17 protein-coding genes and 2 tRNA genes are annotated in these 21,201 nt (G+C 70.8%); 6 read left to right on the top strand and 13 right to left on the bottom strand.

What is annotated here, in order from left to right; all coding sequences use genetic code 11:
- Together B7K20_RS01125 and B7K20_RS01120 are read right to left on the bottom strand one after the other, a co-directional pair.
- Positions 1 to 669, bottom strand: a complete 669-nt coding sequence (locus B7K20_RS01125; RefSeq protein WP_084099667.1) for an iron-containing redox enzyme family protein — start codon at positions 667 to 669, stop codon at positions 1 to 3.
- A gap of 11 nt (positions 670 to 680) precedes the next feature.
- Positions 681 to 1,808 carry a 3-oxoacyl-[acyl-carrier-protein] synthase III C-terminal domain-containing protein gene (locus B7K20_RS01120; RefSeq protein WP_084099666.1) on the bottom strand — a complete coding sequence of 376 codons (1,128 nt, stop codon included), beginning with the start codon at positions 1,806 to 1,808 and terminating at the stop codon, positions 681 to 683.
- Between the two features lie 141 nt (positions 1,809 to 1,949).
- Here B7K20_RS01120 and B7K20_RS01115 point away from each other — a divergent pair, with 141 nt between their 5' ends.
- Complete coding sequence (locus tag B7K20_RS01115; protein WP_234985644.1) at positions 1,950 to 2,804, top strand: Sir2 family NAD-dependent protein deacetylase; 855 nt, start codon at positions 1,950 to 1,952, stop codon at positions 2,802 to 2,804.
- Positions 2,805 to 2,871: 67 nt separating this feature from the next.
- Here the strand turns inward: B7K20_RS01115 and B7K20_RS01110 are convergent.
- Together B7K20_RS01110 and B7K20_RS01105 are read right to left on the bottom strand one after the other, a co-directional pair.
- Positions 2,872 to 2,947: transfer RNA gene (locus B7K20_RS01110), tRNA-Ala, on the bottom strand.
- A 161-nt stretch (positions 2,948 to 3,108) separates the two neighbouring features.
- Complete coding sequence (locus B7K20_RS01105) at positions 3,109 to 3,840, bottom strand: SDR family NAD(P)-dependent oxidoreductase (protein ID WP_234985643.1); 732 nt, start codon at positions 3,838 to 3,840, stop codon at positions 3,109 to 3,111.
- A gap of 108 nt (positions 3,841 to 3,948) precedes the next feature.
- Between B7K20_RS01105 and B7K20_RS01100 the strand changes: the two genes are divergently transcribed.
- The 3 genes from B7K20_RS01100 to B7K20_RS01090 all read left to right on the top strand — a co-directional run bounded on the left by B7K20_RS01100 (position 3,949) and on the right by B7K20_RS01090 (position 8,349).
- Positions 3,949 to 4,584, top strand: a complete 636-nt coding sequence (locus B7K20_RS01100) for an HdeD family acid-resistance protein (RefSeq protein ID WP_084099664.1) — start codon at positions 3,949 to 3,951, stop codon at positions 4,582 to 4,584.
- Positions 4,585 to 4,863: 279 nt separating this feature from the next.
- On the top strand, positions 4,864 to 7,068 hold the full coding sequence (locus B7K20_RS01095) for a glycoside hydrolase domain-containing protein (RefSeq protein WP_084099663.1): 2,205 nt from the start codon (positions 4,864 to 4,866) through the stop codon (positions 7,066 to 7,068).
- Positions 7,069 to 7,071: 3 nt separating this feature from the next.
- Complete coding sequence (locus tag B7K20_RS01090; RefSeq protein WP_084099662.1) at positions 7,072 to 8,349, top strand: glycosyltransferase; 1,278 nt, start codon at positions 7,072 to 7,074, stop codon at positions 8,347 to 8,349.
- 58 nt (positions 8,350 to 8,407) lie between these two features.
- Here the strand turns inward: B7K20_RS01090 and B7K20_RS01085 are convergent, their stop codons facing one another.
- The 4 genes from B7K20_RS01085 to glp all read right to left on the bottom strand — a co-directional run bounded on the left by B7K20_RS01085 (position 8,408) and on the right by glp (position 13,370).
- Positions 8,408 to 10,312, bottom strand: a complete 1,905-nt coding sequence (locus B7K20_RS01085; protein ID WP_234985642.1) for a glycoside hydrolase family 55 protein — start codon at positions 10,310 to 10,312, stop codon at positions 8,408 to 8,410.
- A 234-nt stretch (positions 10,313 to 10,546) separates the two neighbouring features.
- Entirely contained in the window at positions 10,547 to 11,530 is a 984-nt protein-coding gene (locus tag B7K20_RS13020; protein WP_084099661.1) for a hypothetical protein, read from the bottom strand.
- A gap of 54 nt (positions 11,531 to 11,584) precedes the next feature.
- Positions 11,585 to 12,160 carry a GNAT family N-acetyltransferase gene (locus tag B7K20_RS01075; protein ID WP_084099660.1) on the bottom strand — a complete coding sequence of 192 codons (576 nt, stop codon included), beginning with the start codon at positions 12,158 to 12,160 and terminating at the stop codon, positions 11,585 to 11,587.
- A gap of 4 nt (positions 12,161 to 12,164) precedes the next feature.
- Positions 12,165 to 13,370, bottom strand: coding sequence for a gephyrin-like molybdotransferase Glp (gene glp, locus B7K20_RS01070; protein ID WP_159449286.1), 1,206 nt, complete (start codon positions 13,368 to 13,370; stop codon positions 12,165 to 12,167).
- A 98-nt stretch (positions 13,371 to 13,468) separates the two neighbouring features.
- Between glp and B7K20_RS01065 the strand changes: the two genes are divergently transcribed.
- Both B7K20_RS01065 and B7K20_RS01060 read left to right on the top strand, forming a co-directional pair.
- Positions 13,469 to 14,098, top strand: coding sequence for a 5-formyltetrahydrofolate cyclo-ligase (locus tag B7K20_RS01065; RefSeq protein WP_084099658.1), 630 nt, complete (start codon positions 13,469 to 13,471; stop codon positions 14,096 to 14,098).
- Positions 14,099 to 14,107: 9 nt separating this feature from the next.
- Positions 14,108 to 14,311 (top strand): FmdB family zinc ribbon protein, encoded by a 204-nt coding sequence (locus tag B7K20_RS01060; protein WP_084099657.1) that lies wholly within the window; start codon positions 14,108 to 14,110, stop codon positions 14,309 to 14,311.
- Positions 14,312 to 14,333: 22 nt separating this feature from the next.
- On the opposite strand, the gene B7K20_RS13015 is transcribed toward B7K20_RS01060, so the two are convergent.
- The 5 genes from B7K20_RS13015 to B7K20_RS13380 all read right to left on the bottom strand — a co-directional run bounded on the left by B7K20_RS13015 (position 14,334) and on the right by B7K20_RS13380 (position 21,134).
- The gene (locus B7K20_RS13015) at positions 14,334 to 18,437 is read right to left on the bottom strand and encodes a DUF4011 domain-containing protein (RefSeq protein ID WP_159449285.1); all 4,104 of its coding nucleotides are present in this window, start codon (positions 18,435 to 18,437) and stop codon (positions 14,334 to 14,336) included.
- Between the two features lie 236 nt (positions 18,438 to 18,673).
- Entirely contained in the window at positions 18,674 to 18,910 is a 237-nt protein-coding gene (locus B7K20_RS01050) for a hypothetical protein (protein ID WP_144018457.1), read from the bottom strand.
- Between the two features lie 261 nt (positions 18,911 to 19,171).
- Positions 19,172 to 19,247 (bottom strand) — tRNA-Arg (locus tag B7K20_RS01045).
- 77 nt (positions 19,248 to 19,324) lie between these two features.
- Entirely contained in the window at positions 19,325 to 20,308 is a 984-nt protein-coding gene (locus tag B7K20_RS01040) for an aldo/keto reductase (protein WP_084099654.1), read from the bottom strand.
- A 97-nt stretch (positions 20,309 to 20,405) separates the two neighbouring features.
- Positions 20,406 to 21,134, bottom strand: a complete 729-nt coding sequence (locus tag B7K20_RS13380) for a C40 family peptidase (protein ID WP_200808995.1) — start codon at positions 21,132 to 21,134, stop codon at positions 20,406 to 20,408.
- Between the last annotated feature and the right edge of the window lie 67 nt (positions 21,135 to 21,201).

Here is a 21,201-nt window from a genome sequence, read left to right as displayed (position 1 = left end):
TCAGCTGTCGAGTTCGGCGAGTTGGAGCGCGTAGAGCCGGGCGACTACCTGGGCGCAGCGGACGATGTCGTCGGCCGCGGCGGCGTCGATCATTCCCGACGTGAGGATCGCCTCGAGGTTGCCGGTGTGCTCGCCGTCCGCCTCCTGGTGATAAAGCATGAAGTGGACCTGGCCGTCGGCGAGTCCCAGGATCTCTTGGAAGCGCCGCGCCCATCCGGCCGCGCGCCGGGCGCCCAGGCCTTCGATGATGAACATCGCGCCCAGCAGGCCCACCGGATTGGGGCGGTCGGCGTAGGTGAACATGTAGCCCGACAGCGCCTCGGAGCCGATGTTCTTGCGGCCCGCGCGCAGATCCTCGAGGGAGCCACCCACGGCCACGTAGTCACGCTCGAGCATGAGGTAGTCGCGGTGCTCCTCCTCGGCGTGACGGATGGCGGCGGTGCGCAGCTCGAAGTGGTCGATGTCGAAGTTGGATGCTGCACGCGAGATCCACGGCGAGCCGTCGACCACCTGCTGGCGCAGGTTGAACAACAGCCGCTGGTAGTCGTCGAGGGTGACGGTCCCGGCGGCGAGCCGCTGAAGCACCGGGACGCGATCGAGCTGCTCCTCGAAGTCGTCCCAGACCTGGGCGAGCCGGTCGGCGAGCGACGGGGCTGCGGTGACGGTCACGTGGTGTCTCCTTAACTGCCGGCGGGGCCGACGACGGTGAGGTGGGCGAAGGCAAACGCAAAGCGGGCGGACTCGGGCACGGCGAGCAGCACAGTCTGGCCGGGCTGGAAGCGTCCCGAATGCCAGGCCTCTTCGAGCGCGATGAAGATGCTCGCGGAGCCCGTGTTGCCCCGGGTGGCGAGGTTGGAGAACCAGCGGTCGGTGTCGAGCGACGGCATGCGCTTCTTGATGCCGTCGAACGCGAGGTCGCGAAAGGCGTGGGTGCTGTAGTGGCAGACCACGTGGTCCAGGTGCTTGAGGTCGATGAGCCCCGTGTCGACGAGCTCCTCAAACTGGGCGATGCCCGCGTCCGCGAGATCCCCCAGGACGGCCGTGTCCTGGCGCAGCACGAACATGCCCCTGGCCGCGGCCTCCGCCACTGGCACGTCCTGCCACGTGGATCCCACCATCGGGTCGATGCCGTCCATGCCCGAGCGCATGCACACATCGTGGTCGTGCGCGAGGGACACGTGGCGCACCCAGTCCACGCGGAGCGAGGGCTTGGTGGGGTGCGGCTGGAACTCGACGACGGCGGCACCCGCGCCGTCGGAGAGCATCCAGCGCAGGAAGTGGGAGTCCATGCGGGCGTTGACACCGTCGAAGCGGCGCTGGCGCAGGCTCCTGCTGGGCAGCTCGGAGGCCACCACGGCGGCGCGGGGATGGTCGCCGAGCCTGATCTTCGCGACGGCGGCGTCGAGGGCCGCGAGGCTCGAGGCGCACACGCCGGCGGCCGTCAACACCTGCATGGGCCCGCCGCCCAGGCGTCCGTGCACCATGGAACCAAAACCGGGAACCAGCGCGTCACCCTGCGTGGTCGCCACGGCGAGCATGCGCAGGTCTGCGGGGCCGATGCCGCGGTCGGCTAACGCTGCCGTGAGCGCCTTGACAGCGAGTTCCTCGTTGAGTTCCGTCGGCTCGCCGTGCTCGTCCAGCGCGTAGTGGCGCAGGCGGATGCCGTTCTCTTCGAGCACCCGGCGACGGATCCTGTCCGTGACCCTGTCGTCGCCGCCCAGGCGCGCCGCAATGCCGTCGTTGTCGACCGGAGCCCCTGGCAGATAGCTGCCAAGCCCGGTCAGATATGCATGCGCCCCCGATGCCATGAGTGCGACAGTAACGGGCGCAGCCGCCGTTGGCGAGGTTTTCCACAGGACGCGCCGTGAGCGGGAATCGGCTCCTCCGTGCCTGCGCACGTGCGACCATCGAGGGAGCGAATGAGGGCAGGCGAGGCCGGGAGGTAGCCAGTGACCACCGAAGAGTTGCGGCTTCCCGACGTTGGTTCGTCCCTCGTGTCCCGCGCGCTCGACCTGCTCGCCGGCCGCACCATCGCGATGCTGACCGGCGCGGGGATGTCGACAGATTCCGGCATCCCCGACTATCGCGGCGCCAACTCCCCGCGCCGCACCCCCATGACGTTCCAGGAGTTTGTGGGCGACGAGGCGAACCGGCGCCGCTACTGGGTGGGATCCCACCTGGGCTGGAAGGCGTTCGCGAGCACGCGACCCAATCCGGGACACGACGCGATTGCGTCGCTCGAGTCAGCCGGGATCGTGACCGGTCTCGTCACGCAGAACGTCGATGGCCTTCACCTGCGCGCCGGCTCGCGGCGCGTGGTCGAGCTCCATGGCAACATGCGCGGCGTCACATGCCTGGCATGCGGCACGCAGTTTGCCCGTGACGAGGTGGCGGCGCGTATCGAAAGCGACAATCCGTCGCTCGCGGTGCCCGATGCGATCGAGCTAGGGCCGGACGGTGACGTGGTCCCGCGGGTGTGGCAGGAGTTCGCCGTGCCGGCGTGCCGCGTGTGTGGCGGGGTCCTCAAGCCCGATGTCGTGTTCTTCGGGGAGTTCGTGCCGCCGTCGTGGGCCCGCGCAGCCGAGGAGATCGTCGACGGCGCCGATGCCCTCCTGGTCGCGGGCTCGTCACTCGCCGTGAACTCAGGGTCGCGCCTGGTGTCGCGCGCGGCGCGGCGCGGGGTGCCCGTGGTGATCGTCAATCGTGGCGCGACCAAGGGCGACCGCCACGCGGACGTCAAGATCGATGCGGGCACAAGCGAGACGCTCGCGGCGCTCGCGCAGGGGCTGGGGGCGGGCGCCTGACCCGCGCGGCGCCGTCACACCCGCACACACGACGAAGGGCCGCACCTGACGGTGCGGCCCATGTCCTTGGTGGAGCTGAGGGGAATCGAACCCCTGACCTTCTCATTGCGAACGAGACGCGCTACCAACTGCGCCACAGCCCCAAGGCGGAGACTAGGTTATCACCCCCGCGGGGGTGCTCTCCACCACCACGGCTAGCAGCCACCTCGCGCCCCGCCCTCTGTCCCTGGTGACCTGATTTCCGCCACGAAGATCGATTTCGTGACGCAGATGGGGCCATGTGCGCCACGAGGGGCGGGGCCGACTACAACTCGCGGTGGACTACCTGCGCGCTGGTCTGCGCGGTCGCGAGCATGAGGATCTGGTCGATATTGACGTGCTGGGGGCGCGAGGCAACCCAGCGCACCGCGTCCGCGATGTCCTCGGCACTCATGGGCGTGACGCCCTCGTAGACCTTGGCCGCCTTCTCCTCGTCGCCGCCAAAGCGCACCACGGAGAACTCGGTCTCCACCATGCCGGGGTCGATCTCGCTGACGCGCACGGGCTGACCGATCAGCTCCAACCGCAGCACCCGTGTGGCAGCGGCGACCGCGTGCTTGGCCGCGTTGTACCCGCCGCCGCCCTTGTAGGGCTCACGTGCGGCGATCGAGCCGATCACGATGACCTGCCCGTCACCCGAGGCCACCAGCTTGGGCAGCAGCGCCTTCGTCATCCGCACGGTGCCCAGCACGTTGACGTCGTACATCCACTGCCACTGGTCGATGTCGGCCTCAGCCATCGAGGCCGTGCCCAGCGCGCCGCCCGCGTTGTTCAGCAGCAGGTCGCAACTGTCGACGGCGTCGCAGAACGCGTCGACGGAGGCCTGGTCCGTGACGTCGAGCGCCATCGCGGTGCCGCCGATCTCGGCCGCGAGCGCCTCGAGACGGTCCACCCGCCTGGCGCCGATGACGACGTTCCAGCCGTCTGCGGCGAGCGCCCGCGCGCTGGCGGCGCCGATCCCGCTCGAGGCTCCGGTAATCACGGCGGTTTTGGGCATGGCGACTCCCGTCTCAAAGGTGCTGGTCATCCCAGTATCGCGCCTTCACCGGCACGCAACTGCCGCCCGCTAGCATGGCCGCGTACCGCATCGGCCCTGGAGGATCCCGTGACGCAGCAGCCCTATCCCCGTTCGCCCTTCGACGGGCTCGAGATTGACCCCGAGAAGATGGCGCGCTCCGCCGTCAACGCGGCGCGCACCATGCTCGGCGTGCTGGGCGCGCTCGGCGTTCTCATCGGTATCGCGATGCTCGTGTGGCCGGGCAAGTCGCTCGTGGTCGCGGCGACGTTCGCGGGCATCTTCTTCGTCATCACAGGTGTGGTGCGCACGTCGATCGGCATCTTCACGCGTGATGTCTCGAGCGGTTTCCGCCTGCTCAACATCATCCTGGGCTTGTTCCTGCTGCTGGGCGGCATCGTCGCGCTCAAGAACCTCACCGCCGCGGCCGAGGTTCTCACCGTCATCACCGTCGTCCTCATCGGCATGGGCTGGCTCATCGAGGGCGTCGCGACGCTCGCGCAGGCCGGCCGCGGTAAGACCTCCGGCATGGGCTACGTGCGCGGCGCGATCTCGATCATCGCGGGCCTCGTCGTCATCATCGTCCCCACGTGGTCGGCCCTCGCGCTGGTCGTCATGATGGGCGTCACGCTGATCCTCATCGGCATCGTGGGCCTCATGCAGGCCTTCGCGCTGGGCAAGAACCTGCCTCCCGTGGGCGAGCAGCGCACCACGATCGACGGCTAAGCCCCACCGCGTCGTGAAGGGCCGATGCTGTGGCTGGCCAGCCACGGCATCGGCCCTTCCTTTCTTGTCACCTGGTGGCCCGATCTCCCCCACGAAACCGCGCTCCGCGGCGCAAATGTCCGCATTTGCGCCATGAGGGCGGGGGTGCGACACCCGGAAAGTTAAAGTGTTCGTCACATTTCGGCAATGACGCCGGAATCCGGTCCCTTTACCGTCACCGGTAGCGACCCACCGGCGGGTCGCGCCATGCTGTAGGCCACGGGAGAGAGGCGGACGCCCATGCTGGAGCACGTGGATCCCTTCATCGGGGTCGACGCCACCGACCTGCCCGAGCCTCAGGGGCTCGCGGCTACCTGGTGGTGGCCCAAGCCACAGGTGGGCAACACCCACCCGGGCGCGGTGCATCCGCTCGGCATGGTCTCGGCGTGCGCCTACTCCGGCGCGTACCCCACGGGCTACGGCCTGTACGAGCTGTCGACCGAGGGCGTGCCGGCCAACCTCCACGACGAGCTGGTCGCGAGCGGCTTCACCCACTTCCAGCAGTCCGGCACGGGCGCGATCCGCAAGTACTACAACTACATGCGCGTCACCCCCATGCTCGAGCCGCTCGACGCCTTGGGCCGCACGTGGACCCTCACCAACGAGCAGGCCTCGCCCGGTCGCTACCGCGCGCGGCTCGACTCGGGCATCACCGCGGAGCTCACCGTGGGCCCCAAGTCCGCCGTGCACCGCTACACGTTCCCCGCCCACCCCGACGCCCGCGTGATCGTCGACATGTCCATGGGCGGCCTCGCGATCCCCTACGGCTCGACCGTGCCGCTGCGCGCCCACCTCGAGTCCGTCGAGCCGGGCATCATGCAAGGCGAGATCGTCGTCGAGGGTGCGCCCCTCGCGGTCCACATCGAGTGCGACGTCGACGGCTGGCGCCAGCTGCTGTGGTACGACCGCAGGCTCATGCCCGGCGGCTCCACCCTCGCGTTCGACCACATCCGCCCCACCACGCTGCGCCCCTTCGGGTTCATGTGGGGCGGCCCCACCACCGAGGGCCAGACGGTCGAGCTGCGCATGGGATTCTCGCTGCGCGGCGTGGAGCAGGCGCGCAAGAACCTCGAACGCGATGGCGCCTCGGGCGGCCCGTCGTTTAGTCGCCGTGCGCAGGCCACCCGCGCCGCATGGGACGAGTCGCTCAGCCAGATCCACGTCGAGACCGACAACCACCAGCGCCGCGAGGTGTTCGCGACCGCGCTGTACCACTCGCTCGTCAAGCCATCCTTCGCGGCCGACGAGAGCCCGTTTTGGCCCACCAAGGGCCCGTGGGTGTTCGACATCTCGACCATGTGGGACATCTACCGCACGCAGCTGCCGCTGCTGACGGCCCTCGCGCCTGAGAAAGCCGTGGAACTCGCCAACGCCCTGCTCACCATCTGCGAGCAGGAGGGCAACCTCCCCATCGGCTACCGCATGGCGCGCGGCTCGGATCGCTTTGGCCGCCAGGGCAGCGCGCTCGCCCACACGCTGTTGGCGGACCTCGCGAAGCTGGGCCTGCCCGGCATCGACTGGGAGTGGGCCCTCGTCCACCTCGCGGCCGACCTGCGCCGCACCTACGGCGAGGACTTCCTCCAGCACGGCCTGGCTCACCCCATCAGCCACACCCTGGACATCGCCCACGGCTACTGGTGCACCTCGTACATTGCGCGTGCCATCGGCGACGACGCGCTCGCGAGCGAGTTCGAGCGTCTCGCCGGCCGCTGGCTCAACGCCTTCGACGAGTCGACCGGCCTGCTCAAGGACTCCACGTTCTACGAGGGCACCAAGTACAACTACTCGTTCCGCCTGGTGCACGACATGACTACGAGGATCGCGGTCGCCGGCGGCGACGACGCCTTTGTCGCCCTCCTCGATCGCTTCTTTGGGTATGGGGCCGATGCCGTGGTCCAGCCGGGCGTCGCGCCCGGCCTGGAGGAGATGACAGAGGGCTACGCGCTGGGCCGCTTCGAGGGTCTCAACAACGAGCCGGACATGGAGGCGCCCTGGGCCTACCACTACGCGGGCCGTCCCGACAGGACAGCCGAGGTGGTCCATGCGATCATCAACCATCAGTTCGGCACCGGCAGGGGTGGCCTCCCAGGCAATGACGACTCGGGCGGCCTGTCCAGCTGGTACGTGTGGGCCTCGTTGGGGCTCTTCCCGGTCGCGGGGCAGTCGATCTTCCTGCTGCACCCGCCGTCCTTCCACTACTCCACCGTCTCGATGGCGCGGGGCACCCTCACCATCGACACCTCCGGCTTCGTCGAGCCCACGCCCGGCGGCCCGGTCCAGTACATCCAGTCTGCAAGCCTCAATGGAGAGGCCATCGAGGGGTCGTGGATCGACGCCTCGGTGGTGCATGAAGGCGGCCGCCTACACCTGTCCCTCGGCCCCGAGCCGAGCGACTGGGGCCGCAACGTCCGTCCCCCCTCGTGGGGCCCCGAACAGGAGGTGTGAGCCATGAACGCAATCCCCGACCGCCGACTCGTCATCGTCGTGCGCGCCGATCCGGTGATCTGCGGCCATTCGGGAGAGGCGCGCAACCTCGCCGAGGTCGCCCTCACCCGCGGATTCGACGACGTGCGGATCGTCACCTGGCCGCTGGACCGCCTCGAGGAGACGGGGCTGCCCCTCAAGCCCCTCGACACGGTTCTGCCGTATTCGCCCGGCATCACCGTGGAGCGCCCCGACCCCGTGGGCGGCTACAAGATCCCCGACGGCCGCTACCTCGCGGGCCTCACCGGTCGTCTCATCGAGCTGTTCACCGACGGAGTCCCGACGGTATGCCTGTCGCTGTATCTGTCACCTCACACGATTGCGGTGGCCGATGCCGTGAGGGCCGCCCACGCCACCGGGCTTCCCGTGAACGTCACCACGGTCGCGGAGGCCGTGGGATCCGACGTCACCGACATCGTCCGCGCGTGCGTCGAAGAGGGGCGATTCGGCGCCGCCGCCCACGTGTTGTCGAGCTACCTGTCGCAAGACCACTGCGTCGCGGTGTCGCGCTACACCAAGGAGGTCATCGTCGAGGCCGCCAGCGAGATCGACGAGCGCTTCGGCACCACCTTTGCCTCCGAGTGCGCGGCGCGCATCGCGATCTCGTATCCCGCGATCGACACGTCGTCCTACCTGGTGCTCGACCCCGAAGTCACGGACGAGTACCTCGCCGCCCGAGGCCTCACCCGCGACGGCTACGTCCTGTTCCTGTCCCGCCTAGGCGCCGCGAAGGGCGTGGACGACCTCATCGACGGCTTCGCCGCCTCCATGACGAACCACTCCCGCACCCTGGTGATCGCGGGACGTGGACCCGAGGCCGAGGAGTTCCGCGCCTACGCCGCCTCCTCCCCCGCCGCCGACCGCATCGTGTTCCTCGATGACGTGGGCGACGAGGAGAAGCCGCACCTCATGGCCGGCTGCGCCGCCTATGCGCTGCCGTCCAAGCCCCGCCCCGAGTTCACCGAGACGTTCGGTATCGCGCTCGTCGAGGAGATGCTCGCGGGCGGCGGGCCCGTGATCACGTGCGACACCGGCGGCATCGGCGAGGCCGTGGGCGACACCGCGCTCATGGTGCCCGTCGAGGACCCCGCGGCCATCGCGGCGGCCATCGACCGCGCGGCACTCGGGATGACGGACTTCGAGCGCGCCGCCCACCGCGAGCGTGCCCGCGAGCACGGCCTGCACTTCGACCGCGAGCGGGTCTTCGACCGCCTCATGGCGGGCATCTCCGTCACGGTCTGAACCACGACCGAGGGGAGGGCCGATGCGGTGGGCGACCACCGCATCGGCCCTCGCCGTCTTACGGGGCCGGGTAGTCGACCACGTATTCGGGGCTGCCGGAGGTCTCCGGCGGCACCGCGTCGCCCACGCCGTTGACGACGTGGTTGATGGTGCCGGCGGACAGGTTCACCGTCATGATGTGGTGCAGCTGGACGCCGGGCGTCTGGGGAACGTCGAAGCCGTTCTCCGTGACAATCGCCGGGTTGTTCTGGTTGAACACGTACACCCCGGCGCCATAAAGGCGGTGCTCGGTGACGTCATCGGCCACCTTGTAGCCCGCCCATCCGAGCGTGCCGTCGGGCATGGTCCAGTCCGCCTGGGTGGGCGGGTCGTATGGCAGCTCGTTCTGGTAGAGCACCACGGTGCCGCGCTCGCCGTTCCAGATGGTGTTGTGCTCCTGGAAGTGCTCGACGAACAGGCCGGTGGCCGTCACGTCGTCGCCGTTGACGATCACGCCGTTGAGGCCCGTATTGGTGTTCCACCTGTCCGTGTCGCCGTTGACGCCCTCGGTGAAGCCCTCTACGCCGTGGTCGCCTCGCCACACCCAGGTGTGGTCGATGAGCACGTCGTCTGCGTTGACCTCCAGCGCCGTCTCGGTCTTGCCGATGTGGGGCCCACCCACGCGGAAGTAGACGTCGGACAGCGTGATGGGGTTGGCGGCATTGGCCTGATTGCCGTGCCCCTCGCCGCCCGCCTTGCCCACGCGCAGCAGCGCAGGCGAGAGCTCCGTGCCGGCATCGATGGTGACGCCCGCGACGATGATGCCGGGCTTGTCGCTCGTCTCGAGGGGCACGGCGCCGCCCACGGCCGTCAGTGTCGCGTGACCCAGGCCCAGGACGACGGTGTCCGCGCGCTTGACGGAGATGGTCTGGTCCACGTCGTACACGCCCGGGGTGAGCAGCAGGTGCTTGCCGCGGGCGAGGGCCCTGTTGATGTCCTTGACGGAGTCGTCGGGCGAGGCCACGAAGAAGTCCTCGAGCGGGATCGAGCGGCCCGCGACGGCACCCTCGTCCCAGCTCACTCCGCTCGTGTCCGTGTCGGCGGCGGGCACGCGCACCAGGTAGTCGCCGTCGTCGTCCACGTAGAGGAAGGGCTTCTCGCGGCTCACCGGGGTCTCGTCGAGCACGGTGTACGGCGTGGCGGGGAACGCCGCGTCGGTGGGCACGGGGTCCGGGCCCAGGCCGCCGAACTCGACGCCGGAGAACACCTGGTTCCACACGGCGTTGGACCAGTTGCCGACCTCGGAGTTGCGGGTGAGCCACTGCTGCTGGGACCCGTTGATGACGGTGCCGGAGAAGCGCGAATCGGCGATGTAGCCGCCGCTCGCATACTGCGGCCCTGCGGTGCAGTAGTCCATGAGGCTGACCTGGCCGGTCACGTCCAGGCGGCGCATCGACACGGCCTGCGAGACCGCCCAGAAGTTGGAGCCGGTGCGGCAGCCACGATCGCCGGTGTCGACGGTGAGGTGCAGGTTGGCGAGGGTGCGCCAGAAGTTCACTAGCGCGATGCAGTTGCCGGTGCCGCCGTCGGCGAGGCAGCGGTTGTACACCTCGATGGTGCCCGTGATGTCGACGTCGCCGGGTTGTTCGCCCAGTCCCGCGACCTCCGTGTAGTAGCCCACCTCGACGTGTAGCGGGTCCTCCGCGCCGTACTCGCCCGGCATGAACAGCACGGCGTGCCTGGCCTCCGTCATCTCCGCGTCGCGCTGCTGGTCGGCGAGATCGCCCATGATCTGCTCGATCTGGGCCGTCGTCATCGACGGATCGATGAGGGTGACGTTCGGGCCCAAGGATGCGGGGCCGTCGTCGTGGGGGTTGCCCTGCGCCGCGGCGGGCGAGGCCAGCGCGGCCGCGGCCGCGACGCCGACGGCGGTGACCAGCGTCGCGGTGCGCCCGCGCGCGGTCGATGTCATGCGTGTCGTCATCGACACTCCTTCCGGCCCTCGACGCTGAGGACCTTGGTGACGTAACGGACACTCTGCCCGTTACTTACTGGACGGTAACCAAGGTGTGAGGGCGTCGCAACCGGTGGAGCCGCGCGGTTCGCGGGCGTTCACGCCACATGACGCACCAGAACCCGACCGCCAGGATTGACGGGCAGCGAGATTGTCGCCGTGTCGCTACCGCCAGCGCAAGGACCGGGAAGTGGCGGGGGAGAACTACGCCGAGTGGCGGCGGCGCGCGAGGATCGCGTCGAGCGCGCCCGTGGCGGGCTCGGCCTCGGTGACCTGAGGCTCCTGCGCCTCGCCCCAGCGGGCCGCGCGGGCGCGCGCGGCGTCGTAGTCATCAGCGGAGACAGGGCGGGCCTCACGCTGGCGGACCGTGGCCTTCAACGTGTAGGACGGTGCCGGCATGGCGGGCGGGCTCCATGCGGCCGACTCTTCGGGAGCAGGCTCGGCGACCGCCACGGGCTCCTCGGCAATGACCGGGGCCGGTGCAGCCAGCGGGGCGAGATCCTCGGCGGTAACGATACGGATGGCCTGGGTGGCGACGTCGGACGGCTCGGCGGCGCGGCCGGCGGCGCGCTCGCGGCTGACCACGCGCAGCGCCTGGGTGGCAGTGGCAGCGGCCTCGACCTCGCGGGCGACCAGCAGCACGCGCTCGTCGGCGCGGCGCTGGGCCGCGGCGGCGCGGGCGCCCTGGGCGACGACGCCGACGAGCACCGCGGTCACGGCCGCGCCGATGATCGCGGAGGCACCCGCGAAGGCAACAAAGCCCCAGGTAGCGAGCGTGGCGACGAGCACGACGCCGGCGACGGCCACGCGGCGTTTGGCCTGGGCGGCGCGCTCCGCGAGGATCTCGCTGCGGTCGCGGCGCAGGTGGTACGACTCGCGCTGGGCGAAGGTGGCGGCGCGGTCAAGCGGGCCCGACGGACGGGACATGGACTCGGCACGCTCGGACGCGACACGCTCGGCGCGCTTCACGCCGGTCGTCAGCAGCGGGACCTCACCGGAGTCGGTCGACGGCCGGGAGATGGCGCGCTGGATGCGCTCGGCAGAAGAGCGCACCACACGCATCTGCGCGGAGTAGCGGTCCTCGGTGCGCACCAGCGCGTATTCGGAGCGTTCCTTGATGCGCTGGGGTAGGACGTATGCCACAACGAGCCCGAGGGCGATGATGGCGAGAAGTCCGACCGGAACCATGACTCAGAACGGTACGGCCACGGGCCCGCGACAGCCGGGATGGCGCGCGGCGTGTCAGAGCCCTGAATCCCAATATCGGCCGATGCGTGCCATGGCTTGAGTGCGGACGAAGACCTGGTGGTCGCGCCAGTCGCCATCAATAAACAGATAGGAGCGGCGCAGGCCCTCCTCGACGAACCCCAGCTTGTGGGCCACACGCAACGACGCAGTGTTCTCCGGCCGCACCGCGATCTCCAGGCGGTGCAGGCCGGCCGCGAAGCCATGCTGGGTCGCGAGCGCGACGGCGGTGGGCACGATCCCTCGCCCGGCGTGCGCCTGGTCGACCCAGTAACCGATCGACGCCCCGCATTCCGCGCCCCACCGCACCCCGGCCACGGCGACGCGTCCCACCAGTTCCCCGCCCACGGAGATCACGAAGGGGTAGCCCGTGTTGTCGCGCCACTGTCGCTTCTCGCGGCGCACCAGGCCGGTGAAGGTCAGGGACGGCTCGCTCCTTCCCGGCGGCAGCGTGGCCTCCCACGGGCGCAGCCATTCACGATTGCGCCGGCGCAGCGCATGCCACTGGTCTTCGTCCGAACGGCGCAGCACGCGGATGGTGACCCCATCCTGGGTCAGCTCGACGGGACGCATGGGCTCACCCCCACAGCGCGCAGCGCACGGAGTCTCCCGCGCGCACGTCGAGACCCTGCTCGCCCGACCACACCAGGGCATCGGCCCTCGCCATGTCGATGACGGACAGGCGCGGCGACAACAGCGGCGTCACAAGAGCCTCGCCGTCGACGTCGTCGAGCACCACCGGGGTGGCACGCACCGCGCCGGCCGGCACCGACCAGTCGCGCGTGGCGCGCGCGGTCACCGTCTCACGCTCGCGCGACGTGTACCCGCACATGGCGCGCAGGGCGGGCCTCACGCAGGCCTCGAACCCGATCGCGGCCTCGCCGGGGTTACCCGGCAGCGCCACGACCGGAAGCGTCCGGTCACCAAACTCGAGCACGCCGAGGCCCTGACGCCCGCCGGGGCGCACGTCCAGGTCGACCACCTCGAACTGGCCCAGGCGCTTCAGCACGGCCGCGACGTTGTCTCGCGGCCCGCCCGATAGTCCGCCCGTGGTGATGAGGACGTCGGCACGCACCATCTGGTCCTCGATCGCGGCGCGCAGCGATGCCGGGTCGTCGGGCACGGGTCCCACCCGGAACGCCTGGGCGCCCGCGCGGCGGATCATGCCGGTCAGCAGGTGACTGTCGGCGTCGGCCACCTCGCCGCCCAGGCTGCGCGCGCCCGGGTCGATGAGCTCGTCGCCCACGGCAATCACGACCACGCGGGGCACGGGGTGCACGTGCAGGCGCGGCATCCCCAGCGCCGCGGCGGCGGCCACCTGGCGCGGGCCCAGGCGTGTGCCCGCCTCGACCACGAGGGAGCCTGCCTCGATCTCGCTGCCGGCAGGCAGCACCCCCTCCCCTACGAAGGCCGCCCGGGCCACGCTCACGCGAGCCATCCCTTCGTCGGTGTCCGCCAAGGCGACCACGGCATCGGCCCCCCGCGGAAGCGGCGCACCGGTGGGGATGCGCGCGGCGGTGCCGGGGATGTGGGTGCGCGGCGAGCGCGAGGAGAAGTCGATGTCGTAGGACACGGGCAGCGTGACGCCGGGGGTGAGCTCGGCCGCGCTCAGCGCGTAGCCGTCGTACGCGGCGACCGGATACGGCGGCACGTCGCGGCGCGCCACGATGTCATGCGCGAGCGTGCCACCCAGGGCGTCGGCGATCAGCACATCCATGACGGGATTGGGAACGAGGGCCTGGGCGACCGCTGCGTGATGGTCGGCCAGGCTCCGCGTCGTCATGATGGCCATTGTGGTGCCGCGTGCGAGCCAGCCGCAACAATCGCACCTGTGAGGGACACGACACGGCAATGTCACACATCACTGGCACAATAGGACCCATGACACCGCAGTCGGCCCACAGCACCCGTGCGCCCGCCCCGGAAGAAGAGAAGGCCCATCTGCGAGCCTCGATTCGCAAGGACCGCATGCACCGTTCGGAGCGGCGCAATGCGGAACTCGCGGAGATCCTGCGCGATCGCGTCCTCGAGATCCCTGCGGTGGCCGATGCCCGCTGTGTGTCGGTCTACGCGTCCCGCCCGCATGAGCCGGGCACGCTCCCGCTGATCTCCGCCCTGCACGATCGCGGCGTGCGCGTCCTCATCCCCCGCCTGGGCGACGGCCTCCAGCGCGGCTGGACCGAGTATCACGGCGCCGAGGACCTCATCGAGCGCGCCCCCGGCCGACCACCCGAGCCGTCGGGAGAGTTCCTCCCGTTCGACGCTCTGGGCGACGCGGACGTCGTCGTGGTGCCGGCGCTCGCGGCCGATGCCACCGGCACCCGCCTGGGCCAGGGCGGCGGCTGGTACGACCGCGCGCTCGAGCTCGCACGGCCCGGCGTTCCCGTGATCGCGCTCACCTTCGCCTCGGAGTTTCACGGCCCGGGCGAGTCGCTGTTGCCACGCGAGGACCACGACCTGCCGTGCACCATGGTGGTCACCCCGCAGCTGACCACCGTCGTGCCCGCGTAAGATACGCACATGCCCACGTACACCTATGCCTGCCGCGCGTGCGAGCACCGCTTCGACACGGTGCAGTCCATCCACGACTCCGCCCTCGAGGCGTGCCCCGAATGTGCCGGCGAGCTGCGCCGTGTCTTCGGCAACGTCGGCGTGACGTTCAAGGGGTCGGGCTTCTACCGCACCGACTCGCGCGCCGCCGCCAAGTCCGGCTCGGCCAGCTAAGCCGAGCGGCCGCTCGGGCCGCTCACCAGTGCGGGGGCTTTTCCCGCAGGATCTCCTCGTCGCGCGAGGATGAGCCGCGCCCGCCCCATGCCTCGTCCGAGTCCTCCCACGCCTTGGTGGGGATCAGCGGACGATCCGCGCCCCGGGGCGCCGGACGGGCCGATGCCGTGGCCGGCTTGATCTGCGGCGCACCCTCGCTCGGCTCGGGTTCGGCGGTGTGCTCAGTTTCGGCCTCCGCCTCCGGCTTCTCCTGCTCTGGCTGCTCTGGCTGCTCTGGCTCGCTCACGGGCTCCTCCTCGGTCGCGTCGGCCGCCGCCAGATCGGCGTCCCCGGGTTCTCCAGCGGAAGGCGCCTGGGGCGCGGAGGCGGCCACGGCATCGGCCACCGCCAACGTCGATAGGCCGATGGTGAGGGCGTCGGGCTCGGGGCGCGCGGGCGCCGGCTCGGGCTCCGTGAGGTCGGGCAGCGGCAGGCTGGGCTCACCCTCGGGCAGTCCCAGGTCGAGCGACTCCTGAACCTCCTCGCCGGCGGTGTCGTTCTCGGGCAGCGCCGCGAGCACCTGAGCCGCGGCGGAGTCGGGGTCCATGAACACGTCGAGCGTCCACAGCGGCACCACACGCCAGCCCAGTCGCTCGAGCCCGGAGCGCTGGCGGCGGATGCGGTCGCGCAGCGACACCGATCCGGCCGGGGTCGCCTCGTCTGTGACGACGGCCACGGTGTAGTCGCGGTCGTGGCGGCCGCCCACCACCATCGGGATGGCGTCCGCGCCGGTGCCGTAGCGGACGTGAACGGCGTAGCCGTCGCGGCGCAGGCGCTGCGCGACGTCCGCGAGCAGCCAGTCGGATGGGGCGGGCTCGGGCCGTTCGGGTGCGACGGGCTCGGCGCGCGAGGCGCGGATCAGCTCGCGCAGGTCCTCGACACCCTCGGCGTCGGCGGTGCCGATGGACGCGAGCGCGTCCTCGCTGAGGGTGGTGAGCACCGTGATGTCGTGGCTCGCACACACGAGCGCCTGCACCAGGGCCTGGCGTCCCCAGTCGCTCGACAGCGCGCCCAGGTGGGTGGGGGCCTCGCCGCTCGAGTCGGCCGCATACCCGAGCGTAAGCACCACCTCGTGAGCGTGGTGGCCCGCGACCTCGCCCAGGGTCTCGACGGCGACCGAGGCGAGCTTGGCGTCGTGCTGAGCCAGTGCGTCGCGCACGCGGGCGGCGTGCAGATCGTTGCCCGCGACGACCACGACGTCGGTGCGCGGCACGGAGTGGGTGGCGCGCGCCACGTGCTCGACGACCGCGTCGACCTCGGCCTTCGTGGACTCCACCGTCGAGGTTCCGGCAACCGGAGTGCCGACCGCGTCGATGTGACGCACCGTGAGGCGGCCCTGGCCGCGGGCGGCGGGCTGGGTGGGCAGGGCGCGGCCGTAGGCTGACGCCGCCAGCAGCGCGCTCACGCGCGGATCGCGCGGCTGGGGTGCGGCGTGCATGGTCACGCGCGGCAGCATGGCGGCGAGCGCGGCCACGGCCGACCGCGTCGCGGCCTGGGCGTCGCCGACGACGACAACCTGCTTGGCGCGGGCGAGGGTCGGCACCAGCTCCGCGAGCGCGAGCGACTCGCCGCCGACCACGACGGCGAGGTCGATGCTCCGCGACGCGGGGGCGAGGCGCGAGACCTGCTCGGCCTTCGCGAGGATCACCGGTCGCAGCGCCGTCACGAGCGGGGCGAAGTCGCGCCACAGCTCCTTGAAGGACGCGTCGGCGCCCTCGACGAGCGCCGCGAAGAGGTCGCGGGCAAGGTCGGGGTGGCGGGCGATGGCGCTGCGGCGGCGCTCGGCCGCCGCACGCATGAGCGGGCCGATGCGCGCGCCGGCGAACACCGCGTCCTTGGTGCGGAACTCCTCCATGGCGGCGGCGAGGGCGCCGTACTCCGTGAGGGTCGCATCGGCTCCCACGATCGCGTCGAAGGCCGCGGCCCACCAGGCGAACTCGAGGTCGCGGCGGATCTGCTCGGGGCCCGCGCCACGCTCGCGCAGGTCCTCGACCAGGGCCGCGAAGCCGCCCTGGTCGACGTCGATGTCGACGTCGGCCACCTCGGAGGACTCGAGCGAGCCGGGCACGCCCAGCGCGAGCCGGTCCAGGCGGTCGACCATGTCGTCCCACGGCTGCTCGGGAAGGTCGTCGACGCCCGTCGCCGCCGCAACGGTCGTGGCGATCGTGTCCCATTCGCCGCGGGCTCGCGCGACCCGGTCGACGAACACGTCGTAGTCGTCGGGGACCACGGGCCAACCGCCGGCCGAGCAGTGGGCGCGCCACTGCTGTGCCAGGTCATGGGCGCGCACCAGGTCGTCGTGGAGCGAGTCCTTGCTGCGGCCGGGGCGCAGCAGCTCGACGGCGCGGCGCATGAGCGCGCGACGGTCGCGCCGCGGCATCTCGACAAAGCGGGACGAGCCGTGCGGCGCCGTCGCCGCGACCAGGTCGTGCAGCGAGCGGTGGAATACGGCGGGCGAGAAGATCTCGAGGATTTCGCGCAGCGACGCGAACATGTCGACCTGGGAGACCCAGGTCGCGAACGAGTCGGCCTCGTCCACCCCGGTCTCGTGCGCCGCGATGGCGGCCTCGGCCCGCATCTTAGGAAGGGAACGTCCCAGGAACGAGGCGAGGGCCTCATCCAGGCGTGGGGCCTGCTCCGCGTCGGCGTGCCCGGTCCACCACGGGTCCATGCCGTCGGTCTCGACGCTGCCCGAGTGGGCGGCCTGCTCGGCCTGGACGGCCTCGTCGTCACCCTCGGGTGCGAGGGTGCGGGCGAGGGCCGCGGCCACGGACGCGAAGCCGTGCTCGGCCACGACCGCGGCGGCGTCGGTGCCCAGGCGCGTGGTGGTACCCGGGGCCGGCGTGGAGGTCGTAATGCGCACGATCGCCTGGACGGCCTCGAACGCACTCACGCCCCACGGGCGGTGCGAGCGGTGCAGGGCGTCGAAACGGCGGTGCAGGGCCGAGCGAGAGCGCAGCAGGTCCTCGCCCGCGCGGCGCATCGCCGTGTCGTCCACATGTGGAGTGCCCATGGTGATGGCCTCGAGCAGGCGCGCACGAGCCCCGGTGTTCCACGTGGGTACGGTGCCGTCGATGACCAGGTCGCCGGCCCCGATGGCGCCCAGGCGCCGGGAGACCGCCTTGAGGGAAGCCTCCTCGCCGCTGACGATGGCGACGGTACGGCCGGAGGCGGCGCCATCGGCGCCGATGGCCGCCGCGGTGCCCACGGCATCGGCCCCTGGGGGGCTTTGGAGGAACACGTCGCGACCGGTCGCGATCAAGTCCAGCGCCGCGAACTGGGTGTCGTCGAGGTCGCCCGCGCCACGCTCGGCGAAGGGGTCGCGGTCGCCCTTGGGAAAGGCGGGAAGCGGCTCGGACAGTGTCGCGACAGCGTCGCGATCGCCGGCGGCCGCCGCGATGATCGGCGAGGCCGAGATGACCGAGTCGAGGTCGTCGAGGTCGTCGAGCAGGCGCTGCTCGGGGTCCTCGTAGGCGCCGAGCACCAGGCGGTCGCGCACGGCGAGCGACTCGCCCAGCAGATCCGTGCGCGCGCGCACCGCGTCCCACAGGGGACGCGGGTCGAAGTCCCGGCCGGGCGTGATGGGGGGCAGCTCGGGCGGGTTCTCGTCGCCCGCGGCGGCGGCGCGCTCGCGCAGCAGCGCGACGACGATGGGGTTGATCCAGGTGTGGTCGCGCAGCGTGAGGTGGACGTCGCGTTCACGGTGGCGCTCGAGGTCGACGGCGCGCAGCAGCAGAGGCATCTCGACGTCGCGCTCGGACTCGTGCCACGCGAGCGTGCCGATGGCGATGGCGCCCGTCCACGCGCCGGTGGCGGCCTTGACCCGCTCGGCCTCCTCGAGGATCACGCGGCCGCGGTGCAGGACGGTGTCCCGCGTGGCCTCGTCGCGCAGCAAACTGGTGAGCGCGGTGGGGCGGCCGGCGAACAACTGCGCGAGCCCCGAGGGGTGCGAGTGCCTGAGGTCGATGACGTTGGCGCTGGTCGCGACCAGATCGCGCAGAGGCGAGACGGTCGCCTGCGACTGCAGCTGTTCACGCCATTCCTGGAGCGCGTCGGAAACGAGCGCTCGGCCGATGTAGTCCACCACTCCCCTACGGTATCCGCTTCACTGACAGGCTCCTGTGACCCACGCCGTGCTGGCCGGGCGGCGCCACGCAAGGCAGGCCGAAATGCAGACAGTGCACGCCCGCTTTTTCAGCCGACGTGCACCGTTGGAGAGATTGTGAGCCTCGCCGGGGCTTTCGTCAAACCGGCGGCAGTCGCCGCTGAAAAGGCGCCTGGAACTGGCCCGGCACCGGCAGGCGACGTCATCGCGCCGGCGCGCTACTGCCAGGTAAGCGAGCCGTCGGAGCCCAGCACGATGGTCTCGCCCTCGCACACAGATCTGTCCGCAAAGTCGTGTCGCGCAAAGACCTCACCGGCAGGCGTGCGCACCTCCGAGCGCCCATCCGACGCGACGTAACACTGCAGCTCTCGATCGTGGAACTGCGTGTCGAAGTAACCGACCTCGTCCAACAGCTGAGGGGAGTGCTCGCGCTCTCTTGCGTTGATCTTGACCAAGATGAGGTCATCCCGGCCGCTTTCATTCAGGAGCGCAGCCTCGCCGCCCTCGGGCCGACAGCCGCTAAGTGCAAGAGCAACAGCTACCGTGAGCGCCACGCCTCTACGGACGCCGTGTGCCATCGTTGCTCACCGTGTCGATGGCGCTCGGATCGGCCTCGCTCTTGTTCCCCATGCCACCACCGTAGAGGTCTGCGTCTGCACGCCTGGGTGGCCACGCCACTCCCCTGCTCCCGGCAAGCGGCAGCGCCGCACCAAGGGTGGTGCGCCTGGACAGATTCGAACTGTCGACACCCGCTTTAGGAGAGCGGTGCTCTATCCCCTGAGCTACAGGCGCGTGGGGCACCTAGAAGGGTACCCCTTACGGGAGGCGAGCCGGGTTGCCGATGCCGACCACGGCATCGGCCATCCCTCTCACCAGCGTGTGTGGACGTACTCGCGGATCTGGTCGTTGTAGATCTTGGCGAGAGCCGCGCGGCGCTCCTCGTCAAGCCCCTCGAGCGAGCCGGCGGCCGCGTTGGCCCTTGCCTGGTCGGGGTTCGACGCGCCGGGGATCACCGTCGCGACACCCATCTGCACCAGCCAGGCGAGCGCCATCTGGGCGGTAGTGCGGTCCGGCGGCGTGAGCGCCGCCACGTCGCGCGCGGCGCGGACGCCCACCTCGAACGGCACCCCGGAGAAGGTCTCGCCGACGTCGAACGCCTTGCCCTCGCGGTTGTACGTGCGGTGGTCGCCCTCGCCGAAGGTGGTGTGCTCGTCGTACTTGCCCGAGAGCAGGCCCGAAGCGAGCGGCACGCGGGCGATGATGCCCACCCCCGCGTCGCGCGCGGTGCCCAGCACCTGCTCGAGGGGCTTGCGACGAAACAGGTTGACGATGATCTGGATCGAGGCGAGGTCGGGCTCGCGCAGGGCGGCGAGCGCCTCCTCGCACGTCTCGACCGAGACGCCCCAGCGGGCGATGCGCCCCTCCTGCTGGAGCGTGCGAAGGTCGTCGTAGGTCTGCGGGTCGTCGAAGACCTCGGAGGGCGGGCAATGCAGCTGCACCAGGTCGAGGGTGTCGACGCCGAGGTTCTCGCGCGAGCGATCGGTCCAGCGCCGGAAGTTGTCGAGGGTGTACTGGGAGGCCTCGTGCGGGTCGGCGCGCCTGCCCATCTTGGTCGCGACCGTGATGGCCGGGTCGGCCCGGCGCGCCACAAACGCGCCCACGGCCCGTTCCGAGCGGCCGTCGCCATACACATCGGCCGTGTCGAAGAACGTCACGCCCGCGTCGGCCGCGGCCTCGAGAATCTGCTGGGCGGTGTCGTCGGCGACATCTGTCCAGTCCGCGCCCAGCTGCCAGCATCCCTGGCCGATGGCGGATACCTCACGTGCCATCTTTGGCACCCAATTGGTCTGCATGGCTCCAGCCTAAGCCAGAGGACGATGCCCGCACGGCACACACGACGACGGCCGCCCACCCCAGAGGGGGAGGGCGGCCGTCGTGAAAGCGCGCGGTCTAGCTGACCCGGACGTATACCGGGTTGGACTGCCAGATGGGGCGGAACTGGATCGTCTTGCCGGGGCGCGGCGCGTCGATCTGCAGGTTGGGGCCCGCGTAGATGCCGACGTGGCCGGGCGAGACGATGATGTCGCCGGGCTGCGGGTTCGACACGCGGGTGCCCACGCTGTAGTAGGCACCGGACGAGCGCGGCAGCGAGATGCCGAACTGGCCGTACACGTACGACGTGAAGCCCGAGCAGTCAAAGCCCGAGGGCGACGAGCCGCCCGAGACGTAGGGCACGCCCACGTACTTCGAGGCCTCGGCGATGATCGCGGAGCCGGAGATCGCGGCCTTGACCGACGACGACTTCGCCACGGGGCGGGCCTTCGAGGTCGAGGTCGACGACGAGGTCGACGACGAACTTGAACTCGAGGACGAGCTCGAGTTCGACGAGGTCGAGGTCTGCGCGGGGGCCGGCGGCGGAGTCACGATGGGCTCCGGGTCCTCCGACACGTCGATCTGGGGGGTTTCGACGTCAAAGCCGGCGTCGCCGGCGGCGGTCACCTCGGAGGCCACGGCGGCGAGGTCTGCCGAGGCCGCATCGGCCTCCAGCGCGATCTCGCTCGTCCCGGTCTCGGCCGTCACGTCCTGGGAGACGAGAGCGGCCGCAGCGGCTCCCGTGAGGGGCACCACGACGAGCGCTGCACCGGCCGTAGCCGCCACCGCACGCGTCCTGGCGCGCATGTATCCGTACCTCAAAGTCCTTGCGTTCCTTCCGCGCTGCCATCCAACGCGTCGATGTTCCCGGCAC

Source organism: Demequina sp. NBRC 110051 (genome assembly GCF_002090055.1).
In the GTDB taxonomy this organism is placed as follows: Bacteria; Actinomycetota; Actinomycetes; order Actinomycetales; family Demequinaceae; genus Demequina.
This window is presented reverse-complemented; position numbering and strand designations above follow the sequence as displayed.